Source organism: Asprobacillus argus, from assembly GCF_032248395.1.
Classification (GTDB): Bacteria; Bacteroidota; Bacteroidia; order Flavobacteriales; family Flavobacteriaceae; genus Polaribacter; species Polaribacter argus.
Genome location: NZ_JAVTTO010000002.1, coordinates 419,120 through 445,628, shown reverse-complemented (window position 1 = coordinate 445,628; position 26,509 = coordinate 419,120). Strand labels below are relative to the sequence as shown.

Annotated in this window: 25 protein-coding genes and 1 tRNA gene; 12 read left to right on the top strand and 14 right to left on the bottom strand. The window is 33.9% G+C overall.

The features are described from left to right. The first annotated feature begins 39 nt into the window (after positions 1-39). The 5 genes from sucD (at position 40) to RQM59_RS05715 (ending at position 5,241) form a co-directional block, all read left to right on the top strand. Positions 40-912 carry a succinate--CoA ligase subunit alpha gene (gene sucD / locus RQM59_RS05735; RefSeq protein ID WP_349241126.1) on the top strand — a complete coding sequence of 291 codons (873 nt, stop codon included), beginning with the start codon at positions 40-42 and terminating at the stop codon, positions 910-912. Between the two features lie 94 nt (positions 913-1,006). Next, positions 1,007-1,753, top strand: a complete 747-nt coding sequence (fabG, locus tag RQM59_RS05730) for a 3-oxoacyl-[acyl-carrier-protein] reductase (RefSeq protein WP_349241125.1) — start codon at positions 1,007-1,009, stop codon at positions 1,751-1,753. A 101-nt stretch (positions 1,754-1,854) separates the two neighbouring features. Beyond that, positions 1,855-3,882 carry a VWA domain-containing protein gene (locus tag RQM59_RS05725; RefSeq protein WP_349241124.1) on the top strand — a complete coding sequence of 676 codons (2,028 nt, stop codon included), beginning with the start codon at positions 1,855-1,857 and terminating at the stop codon, positions 3,880-3,882. A 2-nt stretch (positions 3,883-3,884) separates the two neighbouring features. Then, on the top strand, positions 3,885-4,277 hold the full coding sequence (locus RQM59_RS05720; protein WP_349241123.1) for an acyl-CoA thioesterase: 393 nt from the start codon (positions 3,885-3,887) through the stop codon (positions 4,275-4,277). Between the two features lie 133 nt (positions 4,278-4,410). Beyond that, complete coding sequence (locus RQM59_RS05715) at positions 4,411-5,241, top strand: prohibitin family protein (RefSeq protein WP_349241122.1); 831 nt, start codon at positions 4,411-4,413, stop codon at positions 5,239-5,241. A 335-nt stretch (positions 5,242-5,576) separates the two neighbouring features. Here RQM59_RS05715 and RQM59_RS05710 read toward each other — a convergent pair whose 3' ends face one another. After that, positions 5,577-6,392 carry a carboxypeptidase-like regulatory domain-containing protein gene (locus RQM59_RS05710; protein ID WP_349241121.1) on the bottom strand — a complete coding sequence of 272 codons (816 nt, stop codon included), beginning with the start codon at positions 6,390-6,392 and terminating at the stop codon, positions 5,577-5,579. A 60-nt stretch (positions 6,393-6,452) separates the two neighbouring features. Further along, positions 6,453-7,823, bottom strand: a complete 1,371-nt coding sequence (locus RQM59_RS05705; protein WP_349241120.1) for a Kelch repeat-containing protein — start codon at positions 7,821-7,823, stop codon at positions 6,453-6,455. 142 nt (positions 7,824-7,965) lie between these two features. On the opposite strand from RQM59_RS05705, the gene RQM59_RS05700 reads away from it, so the two are divergent. Next, entirely contained in the window at positions 7,966-10,230 is a 2,265-nt protein-coding gene (locus tag RQM59_RS05700; RefSeq protein ID WP_349241119.1) for a hypothetical protein, read from the top strand. 44 nt (positions 10,231-10,274) lie between these two features. Here the strand turns inward: RQM59_RS05700 and RQM59_RS05695 are convergent. Then, positions 10,275-10,358: transfer RNA gene (locus tag RQM59_RS05695), tRNA-Leu, on the bottom strand. 85 nt (positions 10,359-10,443) lie between these two features. On the opposite strand from RQM59_RS05695, the gene RQM59_RS05690 reads away from it, so the two are divergent. Beyond that, positions 10,444-10,962, top strand: coding sequence for a shikimate kinase (locus RQM59_RS05690; RefSeq protein WP_349241118.1), 519 nt, complete (start codon positions 10,444-10,446; stop codon positions 10,960-10,962). On the opposite strand, the gene RQM59_RS05685 is transcribed toward RQM59_RS05690, so the two are convergent. Further along, positions 10,954-11,457, bottom strand: a complete 504-nt coding sequence (locus tag RQM59_RS05685) for a phosphoribosyltransferase family protein (protein WP_349241117.1) — start codon at positions 11,455-11,457, stop codon at positions 10,954-10,956. The two genes, RQM59_RS05690 and RQM59_RS05685, sit on opposite strands and share 9 nt — an antisense overlap. Before the next feature lies 1 nt (position 11,458). Next, positions 11,459-11,830: an RNA-binding S4 domain-containing protein gene (locus RQM59_RS05680; RefSeq protein ID WP_349241116.1), complete on the bottom strand. Its 372-nt coding sequence runs from the start codon at positions 11,828-11,830 to the stop codon at positions 11,459-11,461. A gap of 79 nt (positions 11,831-11,909) precedes the next feature. Between RQM59_RS05680 and RQM59_RS05675 the strand changes: the two genes are divergently transcribed. Continuing rightward, a complete protein-coding gene (locus RQM59_RS05675) occupies positions 11,910-12,773 on the top strand; it encodes an FKBP-type peptidyl-prolyl cis-trans isomerase (RefSeq protein ID WP_349241115.1) in 864 nt (287 codons plus the stop codon). Positions 12,774-12,829: 56 nt separating this feature from the next. Here the strand turns inward: RQM59_RS05675 and RQM59_RS05670 are convergent, their stop codons facing one another. Genes RQM59_RS05670 through smpB form a run of 5 tightly spaced genes read right to left on the bottom strand, consistent with a single transcriptional unit; the run spans position 12,830 to position 16,466 of the window. Further along, entirely contained in the window at positions 12,830-13,438 is a 609-nt protein-coding gene (locus tag RQM59_RS05670) for a porin family protein (RefSeq protein WP_349241114.1), read from the bottom strand. 43 nt (positions 13,439-13,481) lie between these two features. Continuing rightward, positions 13,482-14,435 (bottom strand): transketolase family protein, encoded by a 954-nt coding sequence (locus tag RQM59_RS05665; protein ID WP_349241113.1) that lies wholly within the window; start codon positions 14,433-14,435, stop codon positions 13,482-13,484. Between the two features lie 58 nt (positions 14,436-14,493). Continuing rightward, on the bottom strand, positions 14,494-15,072 hold the full coding sequence (locus RQM59_RS05660) for a Maf family nucleotide pyrophosphatase (RefSeq protein ID WP_349241112.1): 579 nt from the start codon (positions 15,070-15,072) through the stop codon (positions 14,494-14,496). A gap of 3 nt (positions 15,073-15,075) precedes the next feature. After that, the gene (locus RQM59_RS05655) at positions 15,076-15,966 is read right to left on the bottom strand and encodes a geranylgeranylglycerol-phosphate geranylgeranyltransferase (protein WP_349241111.1); all 891 of its coding nucleotides are present in this window, start codon (positions 15,964-15,966) and stop codon (positions 15,076-15,078) included. 41 nt (positions 15,967-16,007) lie between these two features. Continuing rightward, positions 16,008-16,466, bottom strand: coding sequence for an SsrA-binding protein SmpB (gene smpB, locus RQM59_RS05650; protein WP_349241110.1), 459 nt, complete (start codon positions 16,464-16,466; stop codon positions 16,008-16,010). 124 nt (positions 16,467-16,590) lie between these two features. Between smpB and RQM59_RS05645 the strand changes: the two genes are divergently transcribed. From RQM59_RS05645 to RQM59_RS05635, 3 genes are read left to right on the top strand one after another with little or no spacing between them, the layout of a single operon-like run. Then, entirely contained in the window at positions 16,591-17,349 is a 759-nt protein-coding gene (locus tag RQM59_RS05645; protein ID WP_349241109.1) for a DUF6503 family protein, read from the top strand. Between the two features lie 53 nt (positions 17,350-17,402). Continuing rightward, entirely contained in the window at positions 17,403-19,046 is a 1,644-nt protein-coding gene (locus tag RQM59_RS05640; protein WP_349241108.1) for an aryl-sulfate sulfotransferase, read from the top strand. 26 nt (positions 19,047-19,072) lie between these two features. Beyond that, entirely contained in the window at positions 19,073-20,716 is a 1,644-nt protein-coding gene (locus tag RQM59_RS05635; protein ID WP_349241107.1) for an aryl-sulfate sulfotransferase, read from the top strand. Positions 20,717-20,750: 34 nt separating this feature from the next. Here RQM59_RS05635 and RQM59_RS05630 read toward each other — a convergent pair whose 3' ends face one another. The 4 genes from RQM59_RS05630 to clpB all read right to left on the bottom strand — a co-directional run bounded on the left by RQM59_RS05630 (position 20,751) and on the right by clpB (position 25,152). Further along, positions 20,751-21,248 (bottom strand): SixA phosphatase family protein, encoded by a 498-nt coding sequence (locus RQM59_RS05630; protein WP_349241106.1) that lies wholly within the window; start codon positions 21,246-21,248, stop codon positions 20,751-20,753. A gap of 92 nt (positions 21,249-21,340) precedes the next feature. Further along, positions 21,341-21,835 (bottom strand): acyl-CoA thioesterase, encoded by a 495-nt coding sequence (locus RQM59_RS05625; RefSeq protein ID WP_349241105.1) that lies wholly within the window; start codon positions 21,833-21,835, stop codon positions 21,341-21,343. A 41-nt stretch (positions 21,836-21,876) separates the two neighbouring features. Then, positions 21,877-22,470: a TetR/AcrR family transcriptional regulator gene (locus RQM59_RS05620; protein WP_349241104.1), complete on the bottom strand. Its 594-nt coding sequence runs from the start codon at positions 22,468-22,470 to the stop codon at positions 21,877-21,879. A gap of 84 nt (positions 22,471-22,554) precedes the next feature. Continuing rightward, positions 22,555-25,152, bottom strand: coding sequence for an ATP-dependent chaperone ClpB (gene clpB, locus RQM59_RS05615; RefSeq protein ID WP_349241103.1), 2,598 nt, complete (start codon positions 25,150-25,152; stop codon positions 22,555-22,557). A gap of 232 nt (positions 25,153-25,384) precedes the next feature. On the opposite strand from clpB, the gene RQM59_RS05610 reads away from it, so the two are divergent. Next, positions 25,385-26,461 (top strand): T9SS type A sorting domain-containing protein, encoded by a 1,077-nt coding sequence (locus RQM59_RS05610; protein ID WP_349241102.1) that lies wholly within the window; start codon positions 25,385-25,387, stop codon positions 26,459-26,461. The last annotated feature ends 48 nt before the right edge of the window (positions 26,462-26,509 follow it).

The following is a 26,509-nucleotide window of genomic DNA, read 5'->3' as shown; positions in this document are numbered from 1 at the left end:
CAATCAACTATTTTTGCAACATCAAAAAACAATAAATTAATGAGTGTTTTAGTAAATAAAGATTCGAAAATAATCGTACAAGGTTTTACAGGTAGTGAAGGTACTTTTCACGCAGGTCAAATGATTGATTACGGAACGAACGTTGTAGGTGGTGTTACTCCAGGAAAAGGAGGGCAGGAACACCTTGGGAAACCAGTTTTTAATACCGTAAAAGAATCTGTAGATGCTGCAGGCGCTAATACATCTATTATTTTTGTACCACCAGCCTTTGCTGCTGATGCTATTATGGAATCTGCTGATGCCGGTATAGAAGTAATCATTTGTATTACTGAAGGAATTCCAACAGCTGATATGGTAAAAGTAAAAGCCTATATAGAAGATAAGAACTGTACTTTGGTAGGGCCTAATTGTCCAGGAGTTATTACTCCAGATGAGGCTAAAGTTGGAATTATGCCTGGTTTTATTTTCAAAAAAGGAAATGTAGGAATTGTTTCCAAGTCTGGAACTTTAACATATGAAGCTGCTGATCAGGTTGTAAAACAAGGTTTTGGTATTACAACGGCTATTGGAATTGGAGGAGATCCTATTATTGGAACTACGACAAAACAAGCGGTTGAATTGTTAATGAACGATGATGAAACTGAAGCTATCGTAATGATTGGTGAGATTGGTGGTAACCTTGAGGCTGAGGCTGCACAATGGATCAAAGCTGATGGGAATAGAAAACCTGTTGTAGGGTTTATAGCTGGTCAAACAGCTCCTGCAGGAAGAACGATGGGTCATGCTGGAGCTATTGTTGGAGGTGCAGATGACACAGCTCAAGCGAAAATGAAAATCTTAGCTCAAAACGGAATACATGTAGTCGATTCTCCTGCAAAAATTGGAGAAATGGTCGCTAGTGTATTAAACTAATAACTGAACATATTTAAGAACAATTCCCGTCTAGTGCGGGAATTTTCATTTAAAAAAGAAAAATTATATTTGACAAACAACTAACAAACGAATTATGAAATTATTGGAAAATAAAACTGCTATTATTACCGGAGCTACCAGAGGAATTGGTAGAGGAATCGCTTTAGAATATGCAAAGCAAGGAGCTAACGTAGCATTTACCTATAGTTCTTCTGTTGATGCTGCCAAATCTTTGGAAAGTGAACTAGCTGCACTAGGAGTCAAAGCAAAAGGATATCAATCCAATGCTGCAGAGTTTGATGCAGCTCAGGATCTGGCAAAATCTGTATTGGAAGAATTTGGAACCATAGATGTTCTGATTAATAATGCCGGAATTACTAAGGACAATCTATTAATGAGAATCTCTGAAGAAGATTTTGATAAAGTAATTGAAGTTAACTTAAAATCTGTGTTTAACTTAACTAAAGCGATTATTAGACCTATGATGAAGCAAAGAGGAGGATCTATTATAAATATGAGTTCGGTAGTTGGTCTAAAGGGAAATGCTGGTCAAGCTAATTATGCAGCATCGAAAGCTGGTATTGTTGGATTTTCTAAGTCTGTTGCTTTAGAATTAGGATCAAGAAATATTAGAAGTAATGTGATTGCTCCAGGTTTTATAGAAACCGAAATGACGGGAAAATTAGATGAAGCCGTTGTTCAAAGTTGGAGAGATGCCATTCCATTAAAAAGAGGGGGAAGTCCTGAAGATATAGCACATGCATGTGTGTTTCTCGGGTCAGATATGAGCTCATATATAACAGGTCAAACACTAAGTGTAGACGGAGGAATGCTTACTTAAGAAAACATTAACACCATATTTAGAAAACCTGCATCGATTTGAGATGTAGGTTTTTCTTTTTTACAGGAGTTATTTATATCTTTCATTTTTAAATAAACAGGTTGAATTCAAGTAGTTTCTTTTTTGTCATTATTGCTTTAGTACTGGCACTATGTATTGCATACTTTCAGTATTTCTATAAGTCTAAAGATAGACGACCCCTCATTTTTGCATTATTTGGATTACGAAGCGCCTCTATATTTCTGATTCTACTGCTTTTTTTTAATCCAACGATCAAAAAAACTGAATTACAAACGAACAAACCTGTACTGGCTGTTCTTGTAGATAACTCTCAGTCCAGTGAATATTTTAATGAGCAACAAGAAATTTCAAGACTTGTAGGGAAATTCAAATCTGATCAATTATTGAATGATAAGTTTACCCTTTCTTTTTTTTCGTTTGGTAATTCATTTCAAACATTAGATTCTCTAACGTTTCTAGAGCCTCAAACCAATATCAACCAAGCAATAGAGTCTGTAAATACAGTCTATAAAGAAGCTATTTCTCCTATAGTATTAATTACAGATGGAAATCAAACACTAGGGAATGACTATGAGTACTCTTCTACGTCGAAGCAGATCTATCCTCTTATTATTGGAGATACAGTTAAACACAAAGATCTTAGGGTTAGTCAACTTAACGTGAATAAATACAGCTACTTAGGTAATAGTTTCCCTGTTGAGGCTTTATTATATTATGAGGGAAACCAGTCGATTTCCAGTGAATTTGTGATTCATAAAAATGGAAAACGTGTTTTCTCGAAGAAGATCTCTTTCTCAAATGATAAAAGATCGATTACTGTGGAGACATCACTTCCCTCATCGCAAAAAGGAAAGAACTACTATACCGCTTCCATAAAACCGATATCTGACGAAAAAAATATAGCTAACAACACAAAAAATTTTAGTGTTGAAGTTATAGACGAACAGACTAAAATAGGTATTATCACCTCAGTATTACATCCAGATATTGGAGCGATAAAAAAATCCATAGAAACAAACAAACAACGAAAGGTAGCTATAAAAGTAATCAACAATGATATTTTTAAAACAACTGATTATCAATTAGTTATAATGTATCAGCCAAACTCATTGTTTAATAAGTTGATTGCAGAAATAAAAAAGGAAAAAAGCAATTATCTTATAATCACTGGGTCCAAAACAGATTGGAGTTTTGTCAATAGTCTGCAACTAGGAATCTCTAAAAATGCTATTTCAAAAGATGAAAACTACCTAGCTAATTTCAATCAGAACTTTTTGACTTTTGGTCAGAGTGATATCGGGTTTGAGCAATTTTCACCCTTGCAAGACAAGTTTGGAGAAATAACTGTCTCAAAACCCTTTGAGCCCATATTATATCAAAATATTAATGGTATCTCTTTAAATGTTCCTCTGCTTGCTATGTTGGAAGAGAACAATCAGAAATCTGCTTTTCTTTTAGGAGAAGGCATATGGAAATGGAGAGCAACGAGTTATCTGAATTCTAATTCTTTTACTGATTTTGATAGCTTCGTTTCAAATGTAGTTCAATATTTGGCCTCTACAAAAGCGAGAAAAAGGCTAGATGTAACTATGGATCCTATATTTCCCTCGAATGCAACTATAGATATCACTGCTTTTTATGTGGATAGTAATTATAAATTTGATGATCGGGCGACTATTACCATGGAGCTCTCAAGTACCGAAAATACCATTAAAAGAGAACTTCCTTTTTCGGTTATTGGGAACGCCTATCAACTAAATATAGAGGACCTACCGGCTGGAGATTATACGTATAAAGTTTCTGTTAAAGACCAGAATATTTCGTCCAACGGCACCTTTAGAGTTACAACATTTAATGTAGAAGAGCAGTTTACAAGCACCAATACAGAGAAGTTGAACAGGCTGGCAGATAGAACAGGAGGAGAGTCCTTTTACAAAACAAAGTTTCAAGATTTGAAAAAAAGCTTACTCGAGAACACAGATTATTTTACTACTCAAAAAACAATTACAAAGGATAAAAACATCATTGATTGGTATTGGGTATTATTAATAGCCTTATTTTTACTAACAGTAGAGTGGTTTATTAGAAAATATTACGGAAAAATTTAATTATGAATTTTCATACAAGAAAATGGGTAAAGCCAGAAGATCTAAATCCAAATGGAACTTTATTTGGCGGTCGACTTTTACAATGGATAGATGAAGAAGTAGCTTTATATGCTATTATACAATTAGAAATCCCGAGAACTGTAACCAAATTTATGTCTGAAATCGATTTTGTAAGCTCGGCAAAACAAGGAGATATTATTGAAATTGGTATGGAAGTAGTGAGTTTTGGAAATTCTTCTATAACACTTAAATCCGAAGTTCGAAATAAAATTACCCGAAAAACCATTATCTGTATAGACAAAATTGTAATGGTTAGTTTAGACGAATACGGTAAACCATTTAAGCACGGTAAAACTCAAGTAGAATATGTAAAAGATCGGTTAAAGGAGGATTAAGACATCTTTTACGTTAGTGTAACTACTCTATATGATGAACATCCTTTAGAACATATCCATAAAGATTGTACTTATAAAGACTGTAACTAATAAAGTTTAGTTGTAAATTTGATAAAATTTAAAATATAATAAAATGGCAAATCAACAAGTAGAATTTAAATTCCCAAAAGGTGGAATTTTCACTATAATTATCATTGTCCTTGGAATTATTTTCATTTCTAAGTCAGCTGTTACTATTGGACCTGGTGAAGGAGGAGTAATCTTTGAGCGTTTTGGTGATGGTATAAATACAGAAACAACATACGGGGAAGGATTTCACATTGTGGCTCCATGGAATAAAATGATAGTAAGAAAAGTACGTCAACAGTCTATTTCTGACGAGATGAATGTTCTTTCAGTCAACGGATTAGAAGTAAAGGTAAGTGGTACAATTTGGTATGAGCCTGAATTCAGTAATTTAGGAAAACTGATAAAGACCAAAGGAGAGGATTATGAAAGAGAGTTATTAGACCCTGCAATCAATGCAGCCGCTAGAAGTGTGGTAGGACGTTATACACCAGAGCAATTATACTCTAGTAAAAGAGATGTAATTGAGCAAGAGATTTTGGATGAAGTAAGTACCGTTCTAAAAGATCAGTACTTAATAGTAAAAAGGGTTTTGGTAGAGGACGTGAAACTTCCTCCAACTATTAGAACAGCAATTGAAACAAAACTAAAGCAAGAGCAAGAATCTTTAGAATATGAATTTAGATTAGCTAAAGCGAAAAAAGAGGCAGAACGTCAGAAAATTGATGCGGAAGGTAAGGCGACTGCAAATAGAATTTTAAGTGCATCTTTAACAGATAAGATCTTACAGGAAAAAGGAATTGAAGCTACATTAAAATTAGCAGAATCCAATAATAGTAAGGTAGTTGTTATTGGTTCTGGAAAGAATGGAATGCCTATTATTTTAGGGAATCAATAATTCCTAAAACATACTCTATAATATAGAAAGTCAACCATTTGGTTGGCTTTTTTGTTTTTCTTAAATATCTGTTAAACTATCTTAATAATGTAACACAAGCTATTTAATCCAGTCTTATAAGTGTAAGCAAATTAAGAAATTAAAAAATATTTAAGATGATAAATAATAATAAAAAAACAAGAAGATTCCAGGCTGAGACCTTGAATGCAAAAAGGCTAGTTTGGAACACAAGAAGAAATTATGACTATAAGTTTAGAACAGCATACTTTAGTTAAGGAAAGAAATAGTTAGTTAGTTTTTAATAGTGGGAAAGGGTTGAAAAATTGTATAATTTTTTAGCCCTTTTCCTTTTTTCTTTCTGGTAATCTACTACGTTCTATTTTTCCTTTCTTTAGGGCTTTATAGTTTTCATAACAATCTAAAATAGCTTCAATCATCTGAAGATCACTAGCTTTTTTAGTAAAGTAATCGGAATAATTACAATCAGCGATCAACTCCATCAATTCTTGTCTGTCCATTTCTAAATATTCCATCATCACTTCACGATCGAACTTACCTGCCATTATCTTACGAAGATTGTCCTCTTTTTTGATCTTTTGTAGTTTTTTAAGCTGTTTAGGTTTTTTACCAAAATGACTGTACAAAAAATCGACAGGTTGAAACAAGGCGGCTATAGGTGACCTGAAATTCCTTCCCTTAGGTTTTCCAACTTCATACGTCTGTGGCAATCCATTAATTCTAATACGTGTAAATCGGTCTTTAGGAACTTGCTTAACATCAATTTCTAAAACACCAATTAATTTTGTCGATTTAATAATCACCTCTTTTACTTCTTCTGCTTTCTCGTACAATTCGATTAGCAATTCATTCCCTTTTAATAAGTCGTTCGTTATCTTAATCTTAATGGAGGAGTACCCTAAATATGAAACAATTATAGTGTCATTTGCTTTCGCGCTAATATCAAACAAACCAGTATCGTTGGTAATTGTACCCACAACAGAGTTTAAATTTAAAATATGAGCAGCACTCAGCGCTTTTTTGCTTAACGCATCAACAACTTGACCCTTAACTGTTTTTACTTTTAATGAATCAGTTTGGGAAAATACACCTACTGAAAAAAGTATGAATGAATAAATTAGAAGTTTTCGCATACGCAAATGTAACAATTAAGGGTATAAAATAGGTTAATTAAGTGTGAAAAGAGGTTGCTTTTAAAAAGTTCTCGATTTACTTAAGGCCGTTTTGTCAAACTCATCTATGTCTATACTGTAAAGATCATTTGATGGTGTTAAGCGATCATATCTGTTAGAAAACCCTCCCAATATATAGAGCTTATTATTGGCACAGTATAGGTTGGCATCTTCTATAGATAAATCTATGAGATATTGATTTAATTCTTTAGTGGCTATATCAAACGTCATTACTCTTCCCTTCGCGTATATGTAGATAACACCATTATGATTGGTAATGGCTGGTTTTTCTACTGCAGAAAAAAGCTCGCCTTCAATTTTCCAACGCCCATCTTTAATATTAAAAGATTCAATATTTTTTAATTTTTCTCCGTTATATCCTCCAAACAAATAGATGGTGTTTTCTACCAGAACACCTGTTGTTTCTTTCGGTACTGGCATATACGATACGTGGTACCACTTTCCTGTTTTAAGATTGTACACATGTATCTTATTTTCATAATTCTTTTTTCCGTTTTGTTTCTTCTTAATAGAACCACCAAGTACAATTAAATGGTCTCCTGTTAAAAATGAAGCAAAATTTACTGCCTTATGCGGGTTTGCTTCATCAATAGCAATTCTATTTTTAGTGATATTAAACTCTTCTATCTTATTCTCTAAGTACTCAAATCTTCTATTCTTGGACAAAGTTTTTCCTCCAAGAACCATCAATTTTCCATTGTAATAATGCAAATTATGATGTGCCCTTTTAATGAATTTTAAAGCTGATTTCTCCCAAACTCCTGTTATGAGGTTATATGCATATAACTGGTCATTATAATGCTCCCAAGTACTTGCTGTTCCAGCTTCTTGTAAAATTTGACTAAATGGAGTCAATGGTCTGGAGTTATATTTATCCAGGTTCAGTGCATTTAATACAGCATCAAACTTGGCAGATAAATTACCTCCTGATACGTATATTTTATTGTTTGCTAACACAGAGCCAAAAGAGAATAGTCCCTTTTCCATAGGAGCGAGTTTGCTATAATCTAAATATGTCTTAAGTTTTTTTTTGCTTGAACGTATGGAAACTTCATCCAGAGTAAGCAATTTAGATTCTAAAGTAACCACGTAGTTCAGTGCCTCTAGATCCTTTAAAGAAATTCTTCGTGCCTTGAAGCCTACATATGAAAATACAAGAGTATCATTCGCTTGTACCTTATTTTTAATCTTGATCTTAAATTCTCCTTTACTATTAGTAGTTACTCCTTTTTGAAGTTTCTTAATATAAATACTTGCCTTGGATAAAGGGGCCTTCTTTTCATTAAAAACCTTGCCTTTAATACTTTGCGCATAAGACCCAACAAAAAATAACGAAGAACATAGTACGAGTAGAAATCTTTTTTTTGACATAGAGCAGTATAGATTAGTTTATGAAGATACATCAAATTTTATACCAAAATAAAAGCGCACAATTCTATAATTTTAACCGTTAATCTCAAGCTTATCAGCAGTTTGAAATAATTTTTGTATATTTCTATGACTAAGAAAATCTATGAAATCGCTAACTACCCTAAATATACTTTTTTTATTTATTGTTCAAGTTACTTTTGGACAAAAAGACATTTCCGAAATACGCACTGCGTACGCTAACTATTTTCAAGATACTCGAGAAATACCTTTTCTTCACATAAACAAAACATCGTTCTTAAATGGAGAAGAAATCTGGTTTAAAGCCTATGTTGTAGAGCAAAACTCTATGAAATTACATCCTGCAACCACTAACCTCTATGTTTCAGTCTTTGATGAATCTGGTGTATTAAAACAACAACAACTTGTGCATATACAGCAAGGGAAAGGACGTGGAAGTATATTGATCGATTCTACATTCACTCAAAGAAATTATTACTTGAAAGCTTCTACTAAATGGATGAAAAACTTCAAAGAAGATCAATCTTTCTCACAGAAGATCAACATAGTATCATCTCAGGAGGAGGCAAGAAGTGCTCTTAAGTTCGAAAATGATTTTTTTAAACTCAATGTATTTCCTGAAGGAGGTCAGTTAGTTGCTAATTCGATAAACAACGTAGGCATTCTAGTGAAAGATAGTAATAATGAAAGGCAGAAAATTGTAAAGGGATTGATAAAGGATAGAAAAGGAATACTGGTCAAAAGGTTTTTAACCAATGACCTTGGATTAGGAAGCGTACGACTTTTCTTTAAAGAGCAAGAGCAATATACATTTGAAGCAGAATTAGAAAATGGATCCGTCATTACGGAGAAAATAGCTGCAATACCTTCATCAAGAATTGCCCTTAGGGTAGAAAATAAAAAGAAGTACTTGGTTGTGCATTTGCATACTAATAGAACGTATTTAGAGAAGAATACTGATAAACAGTTCAAAGTTTGGGTTCACAACACTAAACAGTTTCTTGAGTATGATCTTACCCTAAATTCGGATATGCAAAATTATGCCCTAATTATAAAAAAGAATGGACTACCATCTGGAATAAATATAGTTACAGTCTTCGATGATGAAAATGCTCCAATAGCGGAACGACTTGTTTTTATTAATCGTGGAAATTTATACAGTTCTGTTGCCATTAAAGCAAAAAAGCAAAGTGATTCTATATCTTTTACCTTTACTAATTCAACCAATGAAAAGCTTTTTTTAAGTGCTTCGTTTTTACCTACGGGCACGAGAGCCTATAACCCTAAGAATTCAATTATCTCATCGGTGCTTCTGAAGCCCTTTGTGATTAGTCAGATAGATCATGAGGTACACTCTTATCTCGGAAAAGATGATTTAAATAATCAAAGCTTAGATCTATCGTTAATTTCAAAAGGATGGAGCAAATATAACTGGAATACTATTTTGACCAATTCACCTGAGCTGAACCATGACTTTGAGCAAGGTATTGACATGACCATTCGTTTAAACAAAAACCTGGCGAAAAAGCAAAAGCTGTTAATTTTCTCCGCAGATAATAACCTGCTGCATGAAGTCACTCAAAAGAGCATTCCTTTCATTATTAGAAACACATCAATTAAAAAAAATACAGAAATCAACTTTGGTATAAAAAGGGGGGATCGAATGTCTGAAATAACACCTCCTATTACTTATTCCAATCACCAATTATATGATTCATTTAAAGATTTTGAAAAATCTGATATTTTGAACGAAATGGAGGTGTCTATTTTTCCAACGCTTACATCAGATGTGGAAAGGTTAGATGAAGTGGTTGTAAAAGCAGAAAAATCTGAAGTGCCCTGGATGTCAAGACGCATGAGAAGAATTGACCCTAAAGACATTACCATACAATCAGGAACACTTTTAGATTATTTAAAACTGAAAATACCACCAAATAGACCCTATTCTTTATTTGTTGATGGCGAGCTACAACGGGGAATTTTTCGTTATGACGCATTAACTTCCACGAATATTGACGAAATTAAAGAAATCTATATGGGTACTTCTTTAGTATTTAGTCCAGATCCATTTGCAATAGATATTCATGTCTATACATTTTCACCACTAGAAATAATGAGGAAAAGAAATAAATATTCTACCCTAAAAATACCTGTTGGATTCTCTTTGGAGAAAGAATATTACTACCTTAAATATCCAAGATCTAATAATAGATATTTCAAGTATTATGCAGCTTTGTTTTGGGAACCTGATATCATTATTGAACCCAATGCGTCGGTAACTTTAACCATGTTATCATGTCTTCAAGACAATATGAATATATGTGTAGAAGGTATTTCAGAATCTGGAAAGTTAGTATCTCAGCGAAAAACGATAAAAATTTTACCTTAAAGAGCTACTTTTATATGTAAGTAGGAATTCGGTGTTAAAAAAAGTGCGTACAACAGGAGTCGAACCTGCACATCCTATTGGACACAAGCCCCTCAAGCTTGCGCGTCTACCAATTCCGCCATGTACGCATTAGAGTCCGCAAATATAATAGCATTGTTTAGGATAATCACCATTTTTGGGGATGATTTTGCGATATTTGTAAAAATTATTTCGATGAAGGTTATTCTTTTAGGTTATATGACAAGTGGAAAAACGGCAGTAGGGAAGAGCTTGTCCAAAAAACTATTTCTACCCTTTATCGATCTTGACAAATATATCTCTGAAAAAGAACAACTTTCTATTTCTGAAATTTTCAAAACAAAGGGTGAAATCTATTTTAGAAAGATTGAGCATATTTACTTAAAAGAATTGCTGAACTCTGATGAGAAATTTGTTTTGTCCTTGGGCGGTGGTACCCCATGCTATGCCGGAAACATGGACCTGATCAAGAATCATCCAAAAACGATCTCCATATACCTAGAAGCCACTATTCCTACATTAGTAGAAAGGTTGCAAAAAGGGAAGGTGAGAAGACCATTAGTTTCCCAGCTTTCTGATGAAAAATTAGTTGAGTTTGTAGCAAAACATTTATTCGAACGAAGGAATTATTATCAACAAGCAACGCATAAAGTTCAGGTAAATGATAAACCTATTTCAACCGTTGTAACCGAAGTTAGAATCCTATTACATTAAATAGGCTTTTGCGCCACCTTTTTCGAATTCAACCGAGATATGTTCTTGAATCGATGTTGATAGCGACAATCCTTTAAAATCAGCCTTTACGGGATACTTCTTATGGTTTCTATTTACCAAAACAGCCGTTTTAAATTGCTTTAAAGGGACTTCTAAAAAATGCTTAATTCCATGTATTAAGGTACTCCCAGAGTTGAGAACATCATCAACCAATACTAGAGATCTATTTTTGTAAGCATTCGGTGCAATACTAGTAGAGATCTCATTCAGTGGGTTTTTCTTATCTATATATACTTCACAAAGCACAAGTTCTACCGAAGAAATTTCTTTCAAAATTGCAGCTAATTTGTTGGCAAACACAAATCCGTTTCCATTAATTCCTGCAATAACCATCTCTTTTTCTTTACTATTACTTTCTAAGATTTGATACGCGATTCTTCTCGTTTTTTGCTCTATTTGTAATGATGATAAGATTACATTCTTTTTTGTAGTCATATTAACTTTCGGATTCGTTAAAGTTATCTATATCTCTTCTGTCTTTTTTGGTAGGTCGACCGGTTCCTTTTTTCCGATAATAATCCTTAGAATACTTTAACAACTCAGTTTTGTTAAATTCTTCTATGGGTGTTTTATCCTTCCTGTACAAATCTACTAATTTAGCGCCAACTCTGCTATCAGGAATATCTAAAACTTCCAGGACATAGTTGATTTGATTTTTTCTTAACACAATTTCCTCATGACCGAATACATCTTTAGACGGTTTTACAATGGCATTGTTTATTCGCACTTGCCCTTTCTTGCAGGCTTCAGTAGCCATATTTCTTGTTTTATAGTAACGAACACACCATAAGTATTTATCTATTCTCATAGAAAAAGTTAAAAATTTAAAAATCCTTTCAAACAAAGGTATAAAAATGGTAAATTGCGCCCTCTAATTTTTGTATTAAATGATAAAATTAAAACATATACTGATCGTTGCTATTTTAGCATTAGTAACATATTCTTGTAATAGAACAGGTACTGGAATTGTCGATAACTTCGATCATGCTGGTCAATCAATTATCGATAACGATTCCTTGGTTAAGTTTTTAACCAATCATTATTTCGATGATGCAATAGATTCTATTAAGCCTATTACTGGGGGTGAGACTGCTCTTATTAACGACAGCAGATTAAGTAGTCAGCAGGTAACTGAAGAAGATGTAGATTATACGTTATATGTTTTTACGAATAGAGTAGGTACCCCTGATCCTGTTAAGGGATTTCCAACGGTTATGGACTCAGTGTTGACTAAATATAAAGGATATTACCTTTCTAGTTCTGCAACGCAAGTATTCTTTGAAGAAAGAAATTCAGTAATCTGGTTTACATTGAACGGTGTTATTAGAGGTTGGACACATGGTTTTACCAATTTTAAAGGAGGTAAGAACATTACTAATAACGGACCTATTACCTATGAAAATGATGGGAAAGGTATTCTTATCATGCCGTCAGGATTAGCCTATAGAAATACTGGAAATTCAGCCATTCCAGCAAATACACCTCTTGTATTTTACATTCGATTATTAGACCTTATAGAAAATACAGATCACGATAATGATGGTATAGCTTCAATTTTAGAAGATCCCGATGGTGATGGCGATCCAAGAAACGATGATACGGATAGCGACGGTATACCAAACTATTTTGATACAGATGATGATGGAGATGGAAGGTTAACTAAAGATGAAGACACTAACGGTAATGGAGATCTTACAGATGATGACACGGATGGAGATGGAACTCCCAATTATTTAGACGAAGATAATTAACAAATAAAAAAGCTCTTGAAAATTTCAAGAGCTTTTTTATTTATAGTTATTTCCGATTACAATCGATAGGAGACTCCCACAATAATCTGATTGACTCTAGTATCAAAATTAACGGAACCACTAGTAATCGTTGAATCCAAAAATGTGGTTTCTATTCCAGACAAACTACGTTCCCAACGAACATCTACTCCTAATCTACCTATATCAACACCTGCTCCAAACTGCAATCCCATAGAGAAATCGGCTATTTGAACGTTTGTAATATCACTTAAGGAGAATTTAGAAGACAATACATATTGAAATGAGGGTCCGATAAAGACATTTGCAAAACCTAATACTTTCTTTCCAAAAAGAACAGGTACATCGATCTTCTTAAAGGTATATGCCGTGGATTTTTGAAGGCTCAGATTCCCAGTATATACCACATCATTCTTTAATTGAGTATATACAAGCTCAGGACGTATATAAATCCCTAATAATTTAGCTTTTGCCCACATTCCAACATGATATCCTGTTTTACTTTTTGCTCCTGAAAAGACATCATCGGTTACATTGGTAAATGAATTAGAATTGTAATTAATTCCTCCTTTAACCCCAAATTGGATCTGTGCACTTGACAATTGACTGCATAACAATACTGCCAGTACGAATAGTGATTTTTTCATAATTATACTGTTTTTTCTATAGACGCTTTAGAAAGAGAAAAGGTTATTTTCTTTTTAAAACTTTTTCTACAGCAGCAACGACAGCAGCATCATTAATATTGTATTTCTCCATCAATTGAGCAGGAGTAGCAGATTCTCCAAAAGAATCATTGACTGCTACAAATTCTTGTGGAGTTGGATTGTTTTGAGTTAAACATCTTGCAACACTTTCCCCTAAACCACCAAACTTATTATGCTCTTCCGCAGTAACAACACAACCTGTCTTTGCTACGGATTGCAAAATAAGGGCTTCATCTAATGGCTTAATCGTATGAATATTAATAACTTCAGCACTAATCCCTTTCGCTTCTAATTGCTCAGCTGCTAATAAAGATTCCCAAACCAAATGCCCCGTAGCCACAATAGTCACATCAGAACCTTCAGATAACAAAATCCCTTTTCCAATCTCGAAAGGTTGATCTGTTGGCATAAATACAGGAACTTTTGGTCTACCAAATCGTAAATAAACAGGTCCATCGTGATCCGCAATAGCAATGGTTGCTGCCTTTGTTTGATTATAATCACATGTATTGATTACAGTCATACCTGGAAGCATTTTCATAAGACCTATATCTTCTAATATTTGGTGTGTAGCTCCATCTTCGCCAAGGGTTAATCCTGCATGAGAAGCACAAATTTTCACATTCTTTCCAGAATATGCTATAGATTGTCTTATTTGATCGTACACTCTACCAGTAGAGAAATTAGCGAATGTTCCCGTAAATGGTATTTTACCACCAATGGTCATTCCGGCTGCAATTCCCATCATATTAGCCTCGGCAATTCCAACTTGAAAGAAACGTTCTGGGTGGTTATTCTCAAAAGCATTCATCTTTAAAGAACCCGTTAAATCTGCACATAGAGCTACAACATTTGGGTTAGTTTTCCCTAATTCAGTTAGTCCATCTCCAAAACCAGATCTAGTATCCTTCTTTTCTGTATACGTGTATTTTTTCATTATATGTTTGTTGTGTTGAATTTGCCTGTAAAAATAAACTTTTCTTCAAGCTTTTTATTTATAATTTCATCAATTCTTTATACAATTTATGAACAGGTAATCCCATAACATTAAAGTAGCTTCCTTCAATCTTATCAATTCCTATTAAACCTATCCAATCCTGTATCCCATAGCTTCCAGCTTTATCAAAAGGTTTGTATTCTTTTAAGTAATAATGTATTTCTTTATCAGATAATTCCTTAAAATAGACCTTTGTGCAGTCGCTTATGACCTTTTCATTATTCTTGGTTTTAATGCAAATAGATGTGTACACATCATGACTCCGACCAGATAAGGATTGTAGCATCAAAAAAGCGTCATTATAATTTTTTGGTTTCCCAAGTGCTCTTTCATTTAACCAAACAATCGTATCTGATGTAATAACAACTTCGTTATCTTGAATCTCTGTAAATTGTTGAGACTTTAATCGAGCTAAGTAATCCGTAATCTCTTCAGCCATCAAATCTTCTGGGTATATTTCTTCTACTTCCTTTAATTGAATTGAAAAGGGAATATCCAAATCTTTAAAGAACTGTTGTCTTCTTGGCGAACCTGAAGCTAGTATTATAGAATATTCTGAAAGTTTTTCTCGTAACATGGTTTAAAATTTAAATATCAGCATCGATAGAATACCAAATAACATGATCCATTTCATATAATTGCTCAGAAACGAAAACTGTTTAGGCGTTTTAGCATTCCATAATACATACATAAAATAGAGCAGAGGTAATACTAAAAACACATAATTATAAATACCTAAGACAAAGAAATCAGTATTACCAACAAAAACTTGACTGATAAGTATAAGACTCATAATAAAGGTAATAGACAAGGTGATGGTTAGATTTCGTGCTCTTCTTATGCCAAAGACAATAGGTAACGTTTTCATTTTCATTTGATGATCCCCATTTATATCCTCTATGTCCTTGATCAATTCCCGTATTAACGTGCTTAAAAAAGAAAAGAACATATAGTAAAGTACAGTAACATACATCCCTATAGAGCTGAATATTCCGCCTAGAAGCTCAAAAAAATTGGCATACTGCGGAGTTTCAATGGTCTCAAAAATGTACATCATAAAAATAGGAAGACTTACCAATACACTTATAAGTATATTCCCTAGTAATAGTATTCTTTTAAAAAATCGAGTATACAAGAATAATAGCATCGCAGTGATACTAAAGAAAAGTGACAATACCACATTCCCAACCATAAATGATAAATACGTTCCGAATGCCATGCCTAATCCAGTTAAAAGAATGTAGTACAATTTTGCACGTTTTTGTGAAACAGAACGTTCAATATAAACCTTGTTTGGTTTATTGATCTTATCGGCTTCAACATCGAGTATATCGTTAATGACATATCCGCCTGCTGTTATACAGATAACGGCAAGTATTAAGTACACAAACCAGGTAATTGATAATTCTGTTTCTTTAAGAAAAAAAGGGAGTACGGCGTAACGTATCAAACACATCGTTAACAAGATCATTAACAGGTTTTGATACCGTATAAGCTTAAAAAAAGATGGCATTAATTATAATTCTTTTTAATCCTTGCGAGATCTCTTTTCGTATCTCTATCTTTCATTGTTTCTCTCTTATCGTGAAGTTTTTTTCCTTTCGCCAGTGCAATTTCTAGTTTTGCATATCCCTTTTCATTAATGAATAAACGAAGAGGAACTATCGTATTTCCTTTAGCTTCCACATCCTTCTTCAAACTTTTGAGTTCTCTTTTATTTAGTAATAATCTTCGCTCACTGGTAGGTTTATGGTTGAACTGATGCCCATACATATATTCTTCTATATACATGTTAATAACAAATAACTCGCCTCTTTCATTGAACTCACAAAAACTCTCAGTTATTCTAGCTTTGCTTAAACGTATCGATTTAATCTCCGTTCCGGTTAACTGAATTCCTGCCACTAATTTGTCGATTATCTCATATTCAAAACGAGCTTTCTTATTCTGTATGTTTATATTTTTCTGCATATGACATGCAAATATAATGATATTTACCCCCCTTTTTATCGAATCAAGTATCCTTAGAATTATTAACAAACAATTATAAGAAAATATACTCCTTTCTTGTAATTTTATACACTTAAAACGACATATGTCAATAAACGAGATGAGGAATCTATATATCCTTCTAAGTATCATCATTATTAGCAGTTGTACGACTCCTAAAAAGGACCTAACCGCGCAAGAAATCATAGATAGATCTATAGTTGCTTCAAACGCCAATTTAATCTCCAATGCTAAAGTTTCTTTCAATTTTAGAGAAAGAACCTATATAGCCAATAGACATCATGGTCTTTTTTCATTAGAAAGAATTACTAGAAAAGGAGATAGTGTTACTAAAGATGTCTTATCTAACGATGGTTTTAAACGTTCTATAAATAATAAGCCTGTTCAAGTCTCAGATTCCATGGCACTAAAGTATAGCGAATCAATAAATTCAGTGCATTATTTTGCCGTATTGCCATATGGTTTAAATGATAAGGCGGTTCAGAAAAAACTGCTCAAAGAGGTAAACATAAAAGGGAAGACATATTATAAAATTGAAATTACATTTAGACAAGAAGGCGGTGGAATAGATTATGAAGATGTATTTGTTTATTGGGTTGAAAAAAAGGATTTTAACATAGACTATATGGCGTATGAGTTTCATGTAAATGGAGGTGGAGTGCGATTTAGAGAGGTAATTAAAGAAACAACAGTTACGGGTATTCGTTTTGTGAACCATGCAAATTACAAATCAAAAAATAGCGCACTTAAGGTTTCAGAGTTAGATCAAGAATTTATTAATGGAGACCTTATTAAGTTATCAGAAATCAATTTAGAGAATATAAATGTTACGTTAAAAAAATAGATTTTATCCTATAAATATTTAGATTTGTAGTTGACTATAACACCCTGGATCAAATGATAAGAAGATTATTCCTGATTTCATTATTTGTTTCAGCTACTATTTTTGGACAAAATACAGTTGGAACAATCTCTGTAACTAATGAGGCTTACGACGGCTTTACATTATTTTCAATACATACAAAATCGTATTTAATAGATAACTGCGGACAAGTGGTTCATGAATGGACAAGTGCCTTTACACCGGGAAATGCAGTCTATTTATTACCAAATGGAAACTTATTAAGAGCAGGAAAGAGAGATGGCCAAAGTCAAATAAATTTTGGGGGAACAGGTGGTATTATAGAACTGTTCGATTGGGATGGTAATTTACTATGGCAATACGAATATAACACGGATCAATATAGGCAACATCATGATGTCTATCCAATGCCGAATGGAAATGTACTAATATTAGCCGCCACAGTGATGTCGCAATCAGAAGCAATTCAAGCAGGACGCGACACCTCCTTACTTCCAGATAATGAAGTGTACAACGAACGTATTTTCGAAGTTGAACCAGTAGGAAGTAATCAGGTAAACGTGGTTTGGGAGTGGAATGCTAAAGATCATTTAATTCAGGACTTTGACAATACTAAAGATAATTATGGAGTGGTGGCTGACCATCCAGAGAAATTAGATTTTAACTTTCTTAATGGAGGAACAGGAGGTGCAAATTGGCTACATGTAAACTCAATTCAATATGATGAAACTTTAGACCAAATTGTTATTAGTTCCAGAAACTTAAGCGAAGTATGGATTATAGATCACTCAACCACAACTGCAGAAGCAGCAACAGGTTCTGGTGGAATCTATGGAAAAGGTGGCGATTTTCTGTATCGATGGGGAAATCCACAGTCATACGATCAAGGGGTTGAAGCTGATAGGCAGTTATTCGGTCAACATTATCCACACTATATTGAAAATGGATTGGTCGATGCAGGAAAGATGATGATATTCAATAATGGAAATGGGCGTATGCCGTTATTTTCGGAAGTATTTATTATCGATCCACCTACTAGCGCACCAGGAGTCTATAGTTATACGACTAACACGGCGTACGGACCTGCTGCACCCGATTATATTTACGCAGATATGACCAATGATCCTTCCGATTTCTACTCAGGGATCGTGAGTGGTGCACAACGGTTACCTAATGGAAATATCTTGATTTGTGAAGGTAGGGAAGGTCACTTCTTTGAAATTAATGCTAGTGAAGAAGTTGTATGGGATTACATTAACCCTGTAGATAACAACTCCGGAATTACGGCAAATCAAACACAAAGTGCTTCTCCAAGTAATATTGTTTTTCGTGCTTTAAAGTATTCAAAATCATATGCTGCTTTTTCTGGCAAAGATGTAAGTCCTGGACAGCCTATAGAAGGTAATCCCGATCTGACTCCTTGTAATGCACTTAGTACAGATCAACATGTATTAAACACTGCTCGTGTATATCCTAATCCATCAGATGATGTTGTTACCATAGAAACTACTCAAAACATTCAAAAAGTAGAAATCTATACGCTTTTAGGTGAAAATGTACTTACCTTTAAGAATTCGAAACAAGTCGATGTCTCTTCTTTAAAGCATGGCATCTATCTGTTAAAAATATTTTCTGATGAAGTAGCTGTCATGAAGAAAATTATTGTTTCGCCGAATTGATTACATTATATCGATAAATAAAACATATGATAAAAAAATTACTCCTGATTTCGTTATTCATTTCGTCAACGGTTTTTGCCCAGAATACAGTTGGAATTATTTCTGCAACTAACGAAGTATATGATGGTTTTACCTTGTTTTCTGTTCATAAAAAATCATTTTTGATCAATAACTGTGGAGAGAAAATTAATGAATGGACCAGTGAATTTCCTCCAGGTAATGCTGTGTATTTGCTTCCAAATGGCAATTTATTGAGAGCAGGTAGGAAAGATGGCCAAAGTACCATCAGCTTTGGAGGTTCTGGAGGAGTTGTTGAATTATTTGATTGGGATGGTAATCTGTTATGGCAATTTGAGTATAATGATAATCAGATGCGACAACATCATGATGTATTTCCAATGCCAAATGGGAATGTATTAATACTAGCGGCTACGGTAATGACCGAAGCAGAAGCATTACAAGCAGGTAGAGACCCAAGTCTATTAACAGATAATGAGCTGTATAACGAGCAGATTATTGAGGTAGAGCCTGTTGGTTCAGATCAAGGAAATATCGTTTGGGAATGGAATATCAAAGACCATTTAATTCAAGATTTTGATAATACAAAGGATAATTTTGGTGTAATTGCCGATCATCCTGAGAAGCTCGATATAAACTTCGTGAATGATGGAGGTGGTGGAGCCAACTGGCTACATATCAATTCCATACAATACAATGATAATCTCAATCAAATTGTATTAAGCTCAAGAAATTTAAGTGAAATGTGGATTATTGATCATTCCACAACAACGGCAGAATCAGCTACAGGTTCTGGAGGAACCTATGGTAAAGGAGGAGATCTTTTATATAGATGGGGGAATCCACAATCTTATGGTCAGGGAACAGAAACAGATAGAAAATTATTTGGTCAGCACTTTCCTCATTTTATTGAAGATGGATTGGTCGATGCTGGTAAAATTATGGTATTCAATAATGGTAATGGTAGAACACCCGTGTTTTCTGAAGTCTTGATCTTTAATCCTCCAACAACAAGTCCTGGAGTATATGAATATTTTGCGAATACAGCTTATGGTCCTATTGCTGAGGATTATTCATATTCTGATCAAACAAATGATCCATCAGATTTTTATTCGCCTATTGTAAGTGGAGCGCAAAGATTACCTAATGGAAATATCCTCGTATGTCAAGGTATTAACGGTCGATTTTTTGAATTAAATGCAACTGATCAAATTGTTTGGGAATATGTAAACCCTATGAGCAATAATACAGGAACTATTTTTAATCAGACGGAAACTGCATCTACAAATCTCACATTTAGAGCAACAAAATATGCGAAGACCTATGGTGCTTTTTCAGGAAGAGATGTTTCTCCAGGGTTACCTATAGAAGGGAACCCGGATCTTACTCCTTGTAGTACGTTAAGCACAGAGACTGTAAGCAACGATTTCGATGTACAAATCTATCCAAATCCCGCAACAGATTTAATCAATATAAAGACTGGAAAAGAGATTCAGCGAACAGAAATTTATTCGCTTTTAGGTAAAAAGTTATCTGTGTATCAACATACAAAACAACTTGATATTGCCAATTTATCATCTGGAATTTACCTCTTAAAGATATTTTCTAATGGAGCAATACTGACAAAAAAAATAGTTATTACCAATGGGTAATAACTATTTTGTATTCTGATCTGACTTAAAGAAATCAGTCAATCTTTAATAACGAATGCGTTTTCTTATCCTTTGTGACAGTAACGATATATAAATTGGAATTGTTGGAATCATCAATTTGCTTGTACACGGCATTACCGATCACCATATTGGCAAAGAAAGGAGTTGTATTGCTATGTCCTACGACTAATACCGTCTTTCCTTTAGTATTTGCTTGAAAAGCCTCATCATACATCTTTCTTGGATTGTATAATAAAACAGGTAAGCCATTAGCATCAGCGGTAGGCTTGGCGGTTTGTTTTGTTCGATTATAATCTGTTGAGTAGACTGCATTGAATTTCACATTAGTAAATACTTCGCTCCATTTTTTTGCTCTTTTTAATCCTTTAATGTTCAAGTCAGGGTTTCTATTAGCCTTGTCAGTTCTCACTTTTTCGGCATGACGAATGAAGTAATACGTCGTTACTTCTTCTTGTGCAAAGGTTGATAAAGAGCTAAGAATAATAATAGCTAAGCATACGATTTTTTTCATAATAAATATATTTAGAGCACTAAGATATATAAAAGAAAGCGATCATAAATACGATCGCTTTCAAAAGAACAAAAATGTAAGTAGTTAACAAGTCAATTTATAGTATGATACATTTTAGCCTTTATATCCTTAATGCGTTCTTCAAATATATTCGTGTTTAATGGAGTGTTTACATTTTCAAATAACTCCATAAGAGTAGCGTTATGATAATCTCTTTTCTGTTTCAATAAGTTGAAATGAACAAAACTTGACCATATGACTGATTTTAATTCTGTCTTGTTTTCATTGTACATTCTCATCTCCACATATAGCTCTGAATCTGTATATCGAATCAATTGAGATTCAATATATACAATTTCCATTGTTAGGGCAGGGCGGAGGTAAGCTATTTGGTTACTTCCGGAAACCCAACTTTTACCTTGTTCCTTAGCCATTTTATATACATCTATTTTATAATCATCTACTAACTTATCTTCTCGATGATTCATAAAATAGTTGATATAGTTCCCATTATTTAAGTGGTTAAAAGGGTCGCAATCCTGAAATCGTATTACTGCTTTGCTCGATAGTGTTTTTGGTAGTTTCATAATATTTATTATACCAATCGGTATATTCTAAGTTAAAAAAATTATTGTATTAATTCATTTGTGATCATTATCGCTATCTGATCCATTGTGTTTTTCATATAAACTTCATTATCCATGGTATAGGTGATGAACGTTGCTCCCTGAATCATAGTGTCAATTCTAACGGCCCAGGCTTTAGGATCTGTAGTAGCTTTAAACTCACCTTTCTGAACTCCTTTCTCTATGATTTTCTCAACATATCCTTGAAGCGTTTTAATTGTTTTCCTAACATTTTCCAACAACAACGTATTTTGATTATTCGCATCTACACCCACATTCAGGACAGGGCAACCACCAAATTTCTTACTGTAACTATAATAATCACGGTAGAAATCTACGATAGCATTCAGTCGTTCTAAAGCAGTACTAGATTGGTTTGTTCTTCTTCGAATTGCACCAATAAGCAACGCCACATTATAATCGAATGCTTTAATTGCTAGCTCTTCTTTATTTTTGAAATTTCCATAAATAGCACCTTTAGTCAACTTTGTAGCTTTGGTAAGTTGACTCATAGTTGTCGCCGCATACCCATGTTTATTAAAAATAGGAGCTGCTACCTCTATAATATATCTTTTTGTGTCTTCTGCCTTGGACATAGTTATACAAATATATAAAAATATACCGATTGGTATAATAACTTTTCAAAAAAAAACCCATCGTACTAACAATGGGCATTTACTTTATACTAACTCGGTTTGATTTCTAAATACTAGTTCCTCATCAAAACAATCTAATAATATAATACTATCCGTAGTAATTTTACCAGAAAGAATCTCTTTAGAAAGAGTATTGAGCACCTCTTTTTGTATTACTCTTTTCACAGGTCTTGCACCATATTCTGGTTGATACCCTTTACGTGCTAAGTACATAATAGCTTCTGACGTAGCATCTAAAGTGATGTCTTGCTCCGCAATCATACGTTTTACATTTCCTAATTGAATCTCAACAACCTTCTCAATGTCATCTTGTGTCAAAGGTGTAAACATGATCACATCGTCAATTCTGTTCAAAAATTCAGGTCGTACAGATTGTTTTAATAAACCTAATACCTCAGATTTGGCCAACTCCATACTTGTAGCGATGTCTCCTTTAAGGTTATCAAATTTTTCTTGAATAATGTGACTTCCCATATTAGAAGTCATTATGATAATTGAATTTCTAAAATCTGCCACTCTTCCTTTATTATCGGTAAGTCTTCCTTCATCCAACACTTGAAGTAATACATTAAACGTATCGGGGTGAGCTTTTTCAATTTCATCTAGAAGTACAACAGAGTAAGGTTTTCTTCTAACTGCTTCAGTTAATTGACCACCTTCATCATAACCCACATAGCCTGGAGGTGCACCAACCAATCTACTCACGGAATGACGTTCTTGATATTCGCTCATGTCGATTCTTGTCATGGCGCTCTCATCATCAAATAAATATGCTGCCAATGTTTTAGCCAATTCTGTTTTACCCACACCGGTGGTACCTAAAAAGAGGAATGATCCAATTGGTTTTTCAGAATTCTGTAAACCAGACTTAGAACGTCTTACAGCATCTGCAACGGCTTCGATAGCCTCGTTTTGTCCAATCACTCTTTTATGCAATTGATCTTCTAAATGCAACAATTTCTCTCGTTCTGACTGCACCATTTTAGTGACAGGGATACCTGTCCATTTGGCAACTACTTCTGCAATATCCTCAAAAGTAACTTCTTCTTTAATCAACGCATTTTCTTGTTGATTTTCTAATTGTTTCTGCTCTTTCTCTAATTGTTCTTGAGCATCTTTAATCTTTCCATAGCGCAACTCCGCTACTTTACCATAATCCCCATCACGTTCCGCTTGATCCGCTTCTCGTTTATAATTTTCTATAGCTGTTTTCAGGTTTTGAATAGCATCAACAATGGTTTTCTCCGATTGCCACTTCGCATTGATTTCGTTTCGTTCTTCTTTAAAATCAGCGAGATCTGCATTCAATGATTTCAGCTTATTTGCATCATTTTCTCTTTTAATTGCTTCTATTTCAATCTCCAGCTGCATGATCTTTCTGTCTAAAACATCTAATTCTTCTGGTTTGGAATTGATTTCCATTCTTAGTTTAGAAGCCGCTTCATCCATTAGATCAATAGCCTTGTCTGGTAAAAATCTATTGGTAATATATCGCTGTGATAATTCAACCGCACCTATAATCGCATTGTCCTTAATGCGAACCTTGTGATGTGTTTCGTATTTTTCTTTTATACCTCTTAAGATAGAAATAGCACTTTCCGTATCGGGTTCATCTACCAATACCTTTTGAAAACGTCTTTCCAATGCTTTATCTTTTTCAAAATATTTCTGATATTCATCTAGGGTAGTGGCTCCAATTGCTCTAAGCTCACCACGAGCAAGTGCTGGTTTTAGAATGTTCGCGGCGTCCATTGCTCCCTGACCTCCTCCAGCACCAACTAGCGTATGTATTTCATCAATAAAGAGAACAATATCTCCGTCAGAAGTGGTCACTTCTTTAATGACAGATTTTAAACGTTCTTCAAATTCACCTTTATACTTCGCTCCTGCAATTAATGCCCCCATATCTAACGAGAAAACTTGTTTTTCTTTTAAATTCTCAGGAACGTCTCCACGTATTATACGATGCGCTAGTCCTTCTGCAATAGCCGTTTTACCAGTTCCTGGCTCACCCACTAGAATAGGATTGTTCTTAGTACGTCTGGACAGTATTTGTAATAACCTACGTATTTCTTCATCTCTACCAATTACGGGATCTAATTTTCCTTCTTTTGCGAGATTGTTCAGATCATTTGCATACTTACTTAAAGCATTGTATGTTTCTTCAGCACTTTGAGAGGTTACATTGTTTCCTTTTCTCAATTCTTGGATTGCATTTTCCAATTCTTTTAATTGGATTCCTTGATCCTTTAAGATTTGTGAAATAGCGCTTTTAGATTTAAAAATGGCAATGATCAAATGCTCAATAGAAACATACTCATCATTCATCTTTTTTGCAATGATAGAAGCTTCATTCAATGTTTTTCCTGCCTCTCTAGAGATCATTAATTCTGAACCTGATACTTTAGAAAAGCTTTCCAATTGCTTATCTAAAAGCTGTTGAACCAATTCAATGCTAATACCTAGTTTCTTTAATAGGAAAGGTAACACGTTCTCATCTACAATAGTAATTGCTTTAAAGATATGCTCATTTTCTATTTGATTATGTCCGAACCCTTGGGCAAGCTGTTGTGCTTGCTGAATGGTCTCTTGTGATTTTGTTGTATAGTTATTAAAATTCATAATTCAATTTATTTACAACCATATACAGTCAAAAGGAATACCATTTGTAATTCAATGACCAAAACCGTCAAAATGTCTGTAAAACCCTTATTAATACTGACTTTATGACTTGTTTTATCAAAGTTCCTGTAAAGACGAGTACCAAAAAGAGAAACTAATTGTCTAAAATAAGAATGTTACCTAGCGCTACTTGTAAATACATTTACACAAACCTTAATTAACAAAAAATATCATGAAAAAATACTACATTCTTATCATCATGGGATTGACAGCATTGACTGTTCTTTCTCAAAATGTCAATATCCCTGATGCCAACTTTAAGGCAGCTTTGGTTGGCGATTCAAATATTAATACGAATAGTGATAGTGAAATACAGGTATCTGAAGCAGCAGCATTTACTGGTACAATCGATGTTATGTCTCAAAGTATATCAAATTACACAGGAATAGAGGCCTTCATAAATATTACTGGCTTTGATGGTAGGTTTAATGATGTAAGCTCTATTGATGTTTCGGCCCTTACTAAATTGGTTACGCTTAATTTAGGCGCAAACACAATCTTAACTTCTTTAGATGTCTCAACGAATGTTTTATTGGAAACGTTATCGTTATCAGAATGTTTTGCCTTAACTACATTGACTTTTGGGAACAATACAGCATTAAAAGTACTTAGTGTTCGTGAGGCCGGATTAAATAGCCTTTCGTTATCAACTTTAATCGCTCTTGAAGATTTGGATGCCAATAGTGTCGGAGTTTCAAATTCAACTCCACTCACAACATTAGATTTTTCTAATAATACAAATCTAAAAGAAGTAGTTGTAAGACATTCAAACGTAACCATACTAGACTTTTCTAATAATGCCAAACTTACTTTTGTAGAAGTCGACTTTAATAGTATGATGACATCCTTAAACATTAAAAATGGAGCAAACACCATCTTAACCACACTTATAGCCACAAATAATACCAACTTAGGTTCTGTTTGTGTTGATGACGTCAATTATGCTCAAAATCAAGCAGGCTGGAATGCTAATGGAACATACACGACATCATGTACCTTATCTGTTAAGGATCATGATTTTGAATCTCAAGTAGTGCTATATCCAAATCCCGTTAAAAACCAGCTTAACTTACAATTAAGTGCACATACGTCTATTAAGAGCATGACCATTTTTAGCTCGACAGGTAAAAGGATCGCTATCACAAAAAATAATATGACTGATGTAAGATCATTGGCCAGTGGACTTTACTTCCTACATATAAAATCCGATTTGGGAGAAATAGCTATAAAGAAATTTATCAAAGAGTAATATATGTTGGGGGGCACTTCATAGTACATTCTATAGTGCAGAATGCAT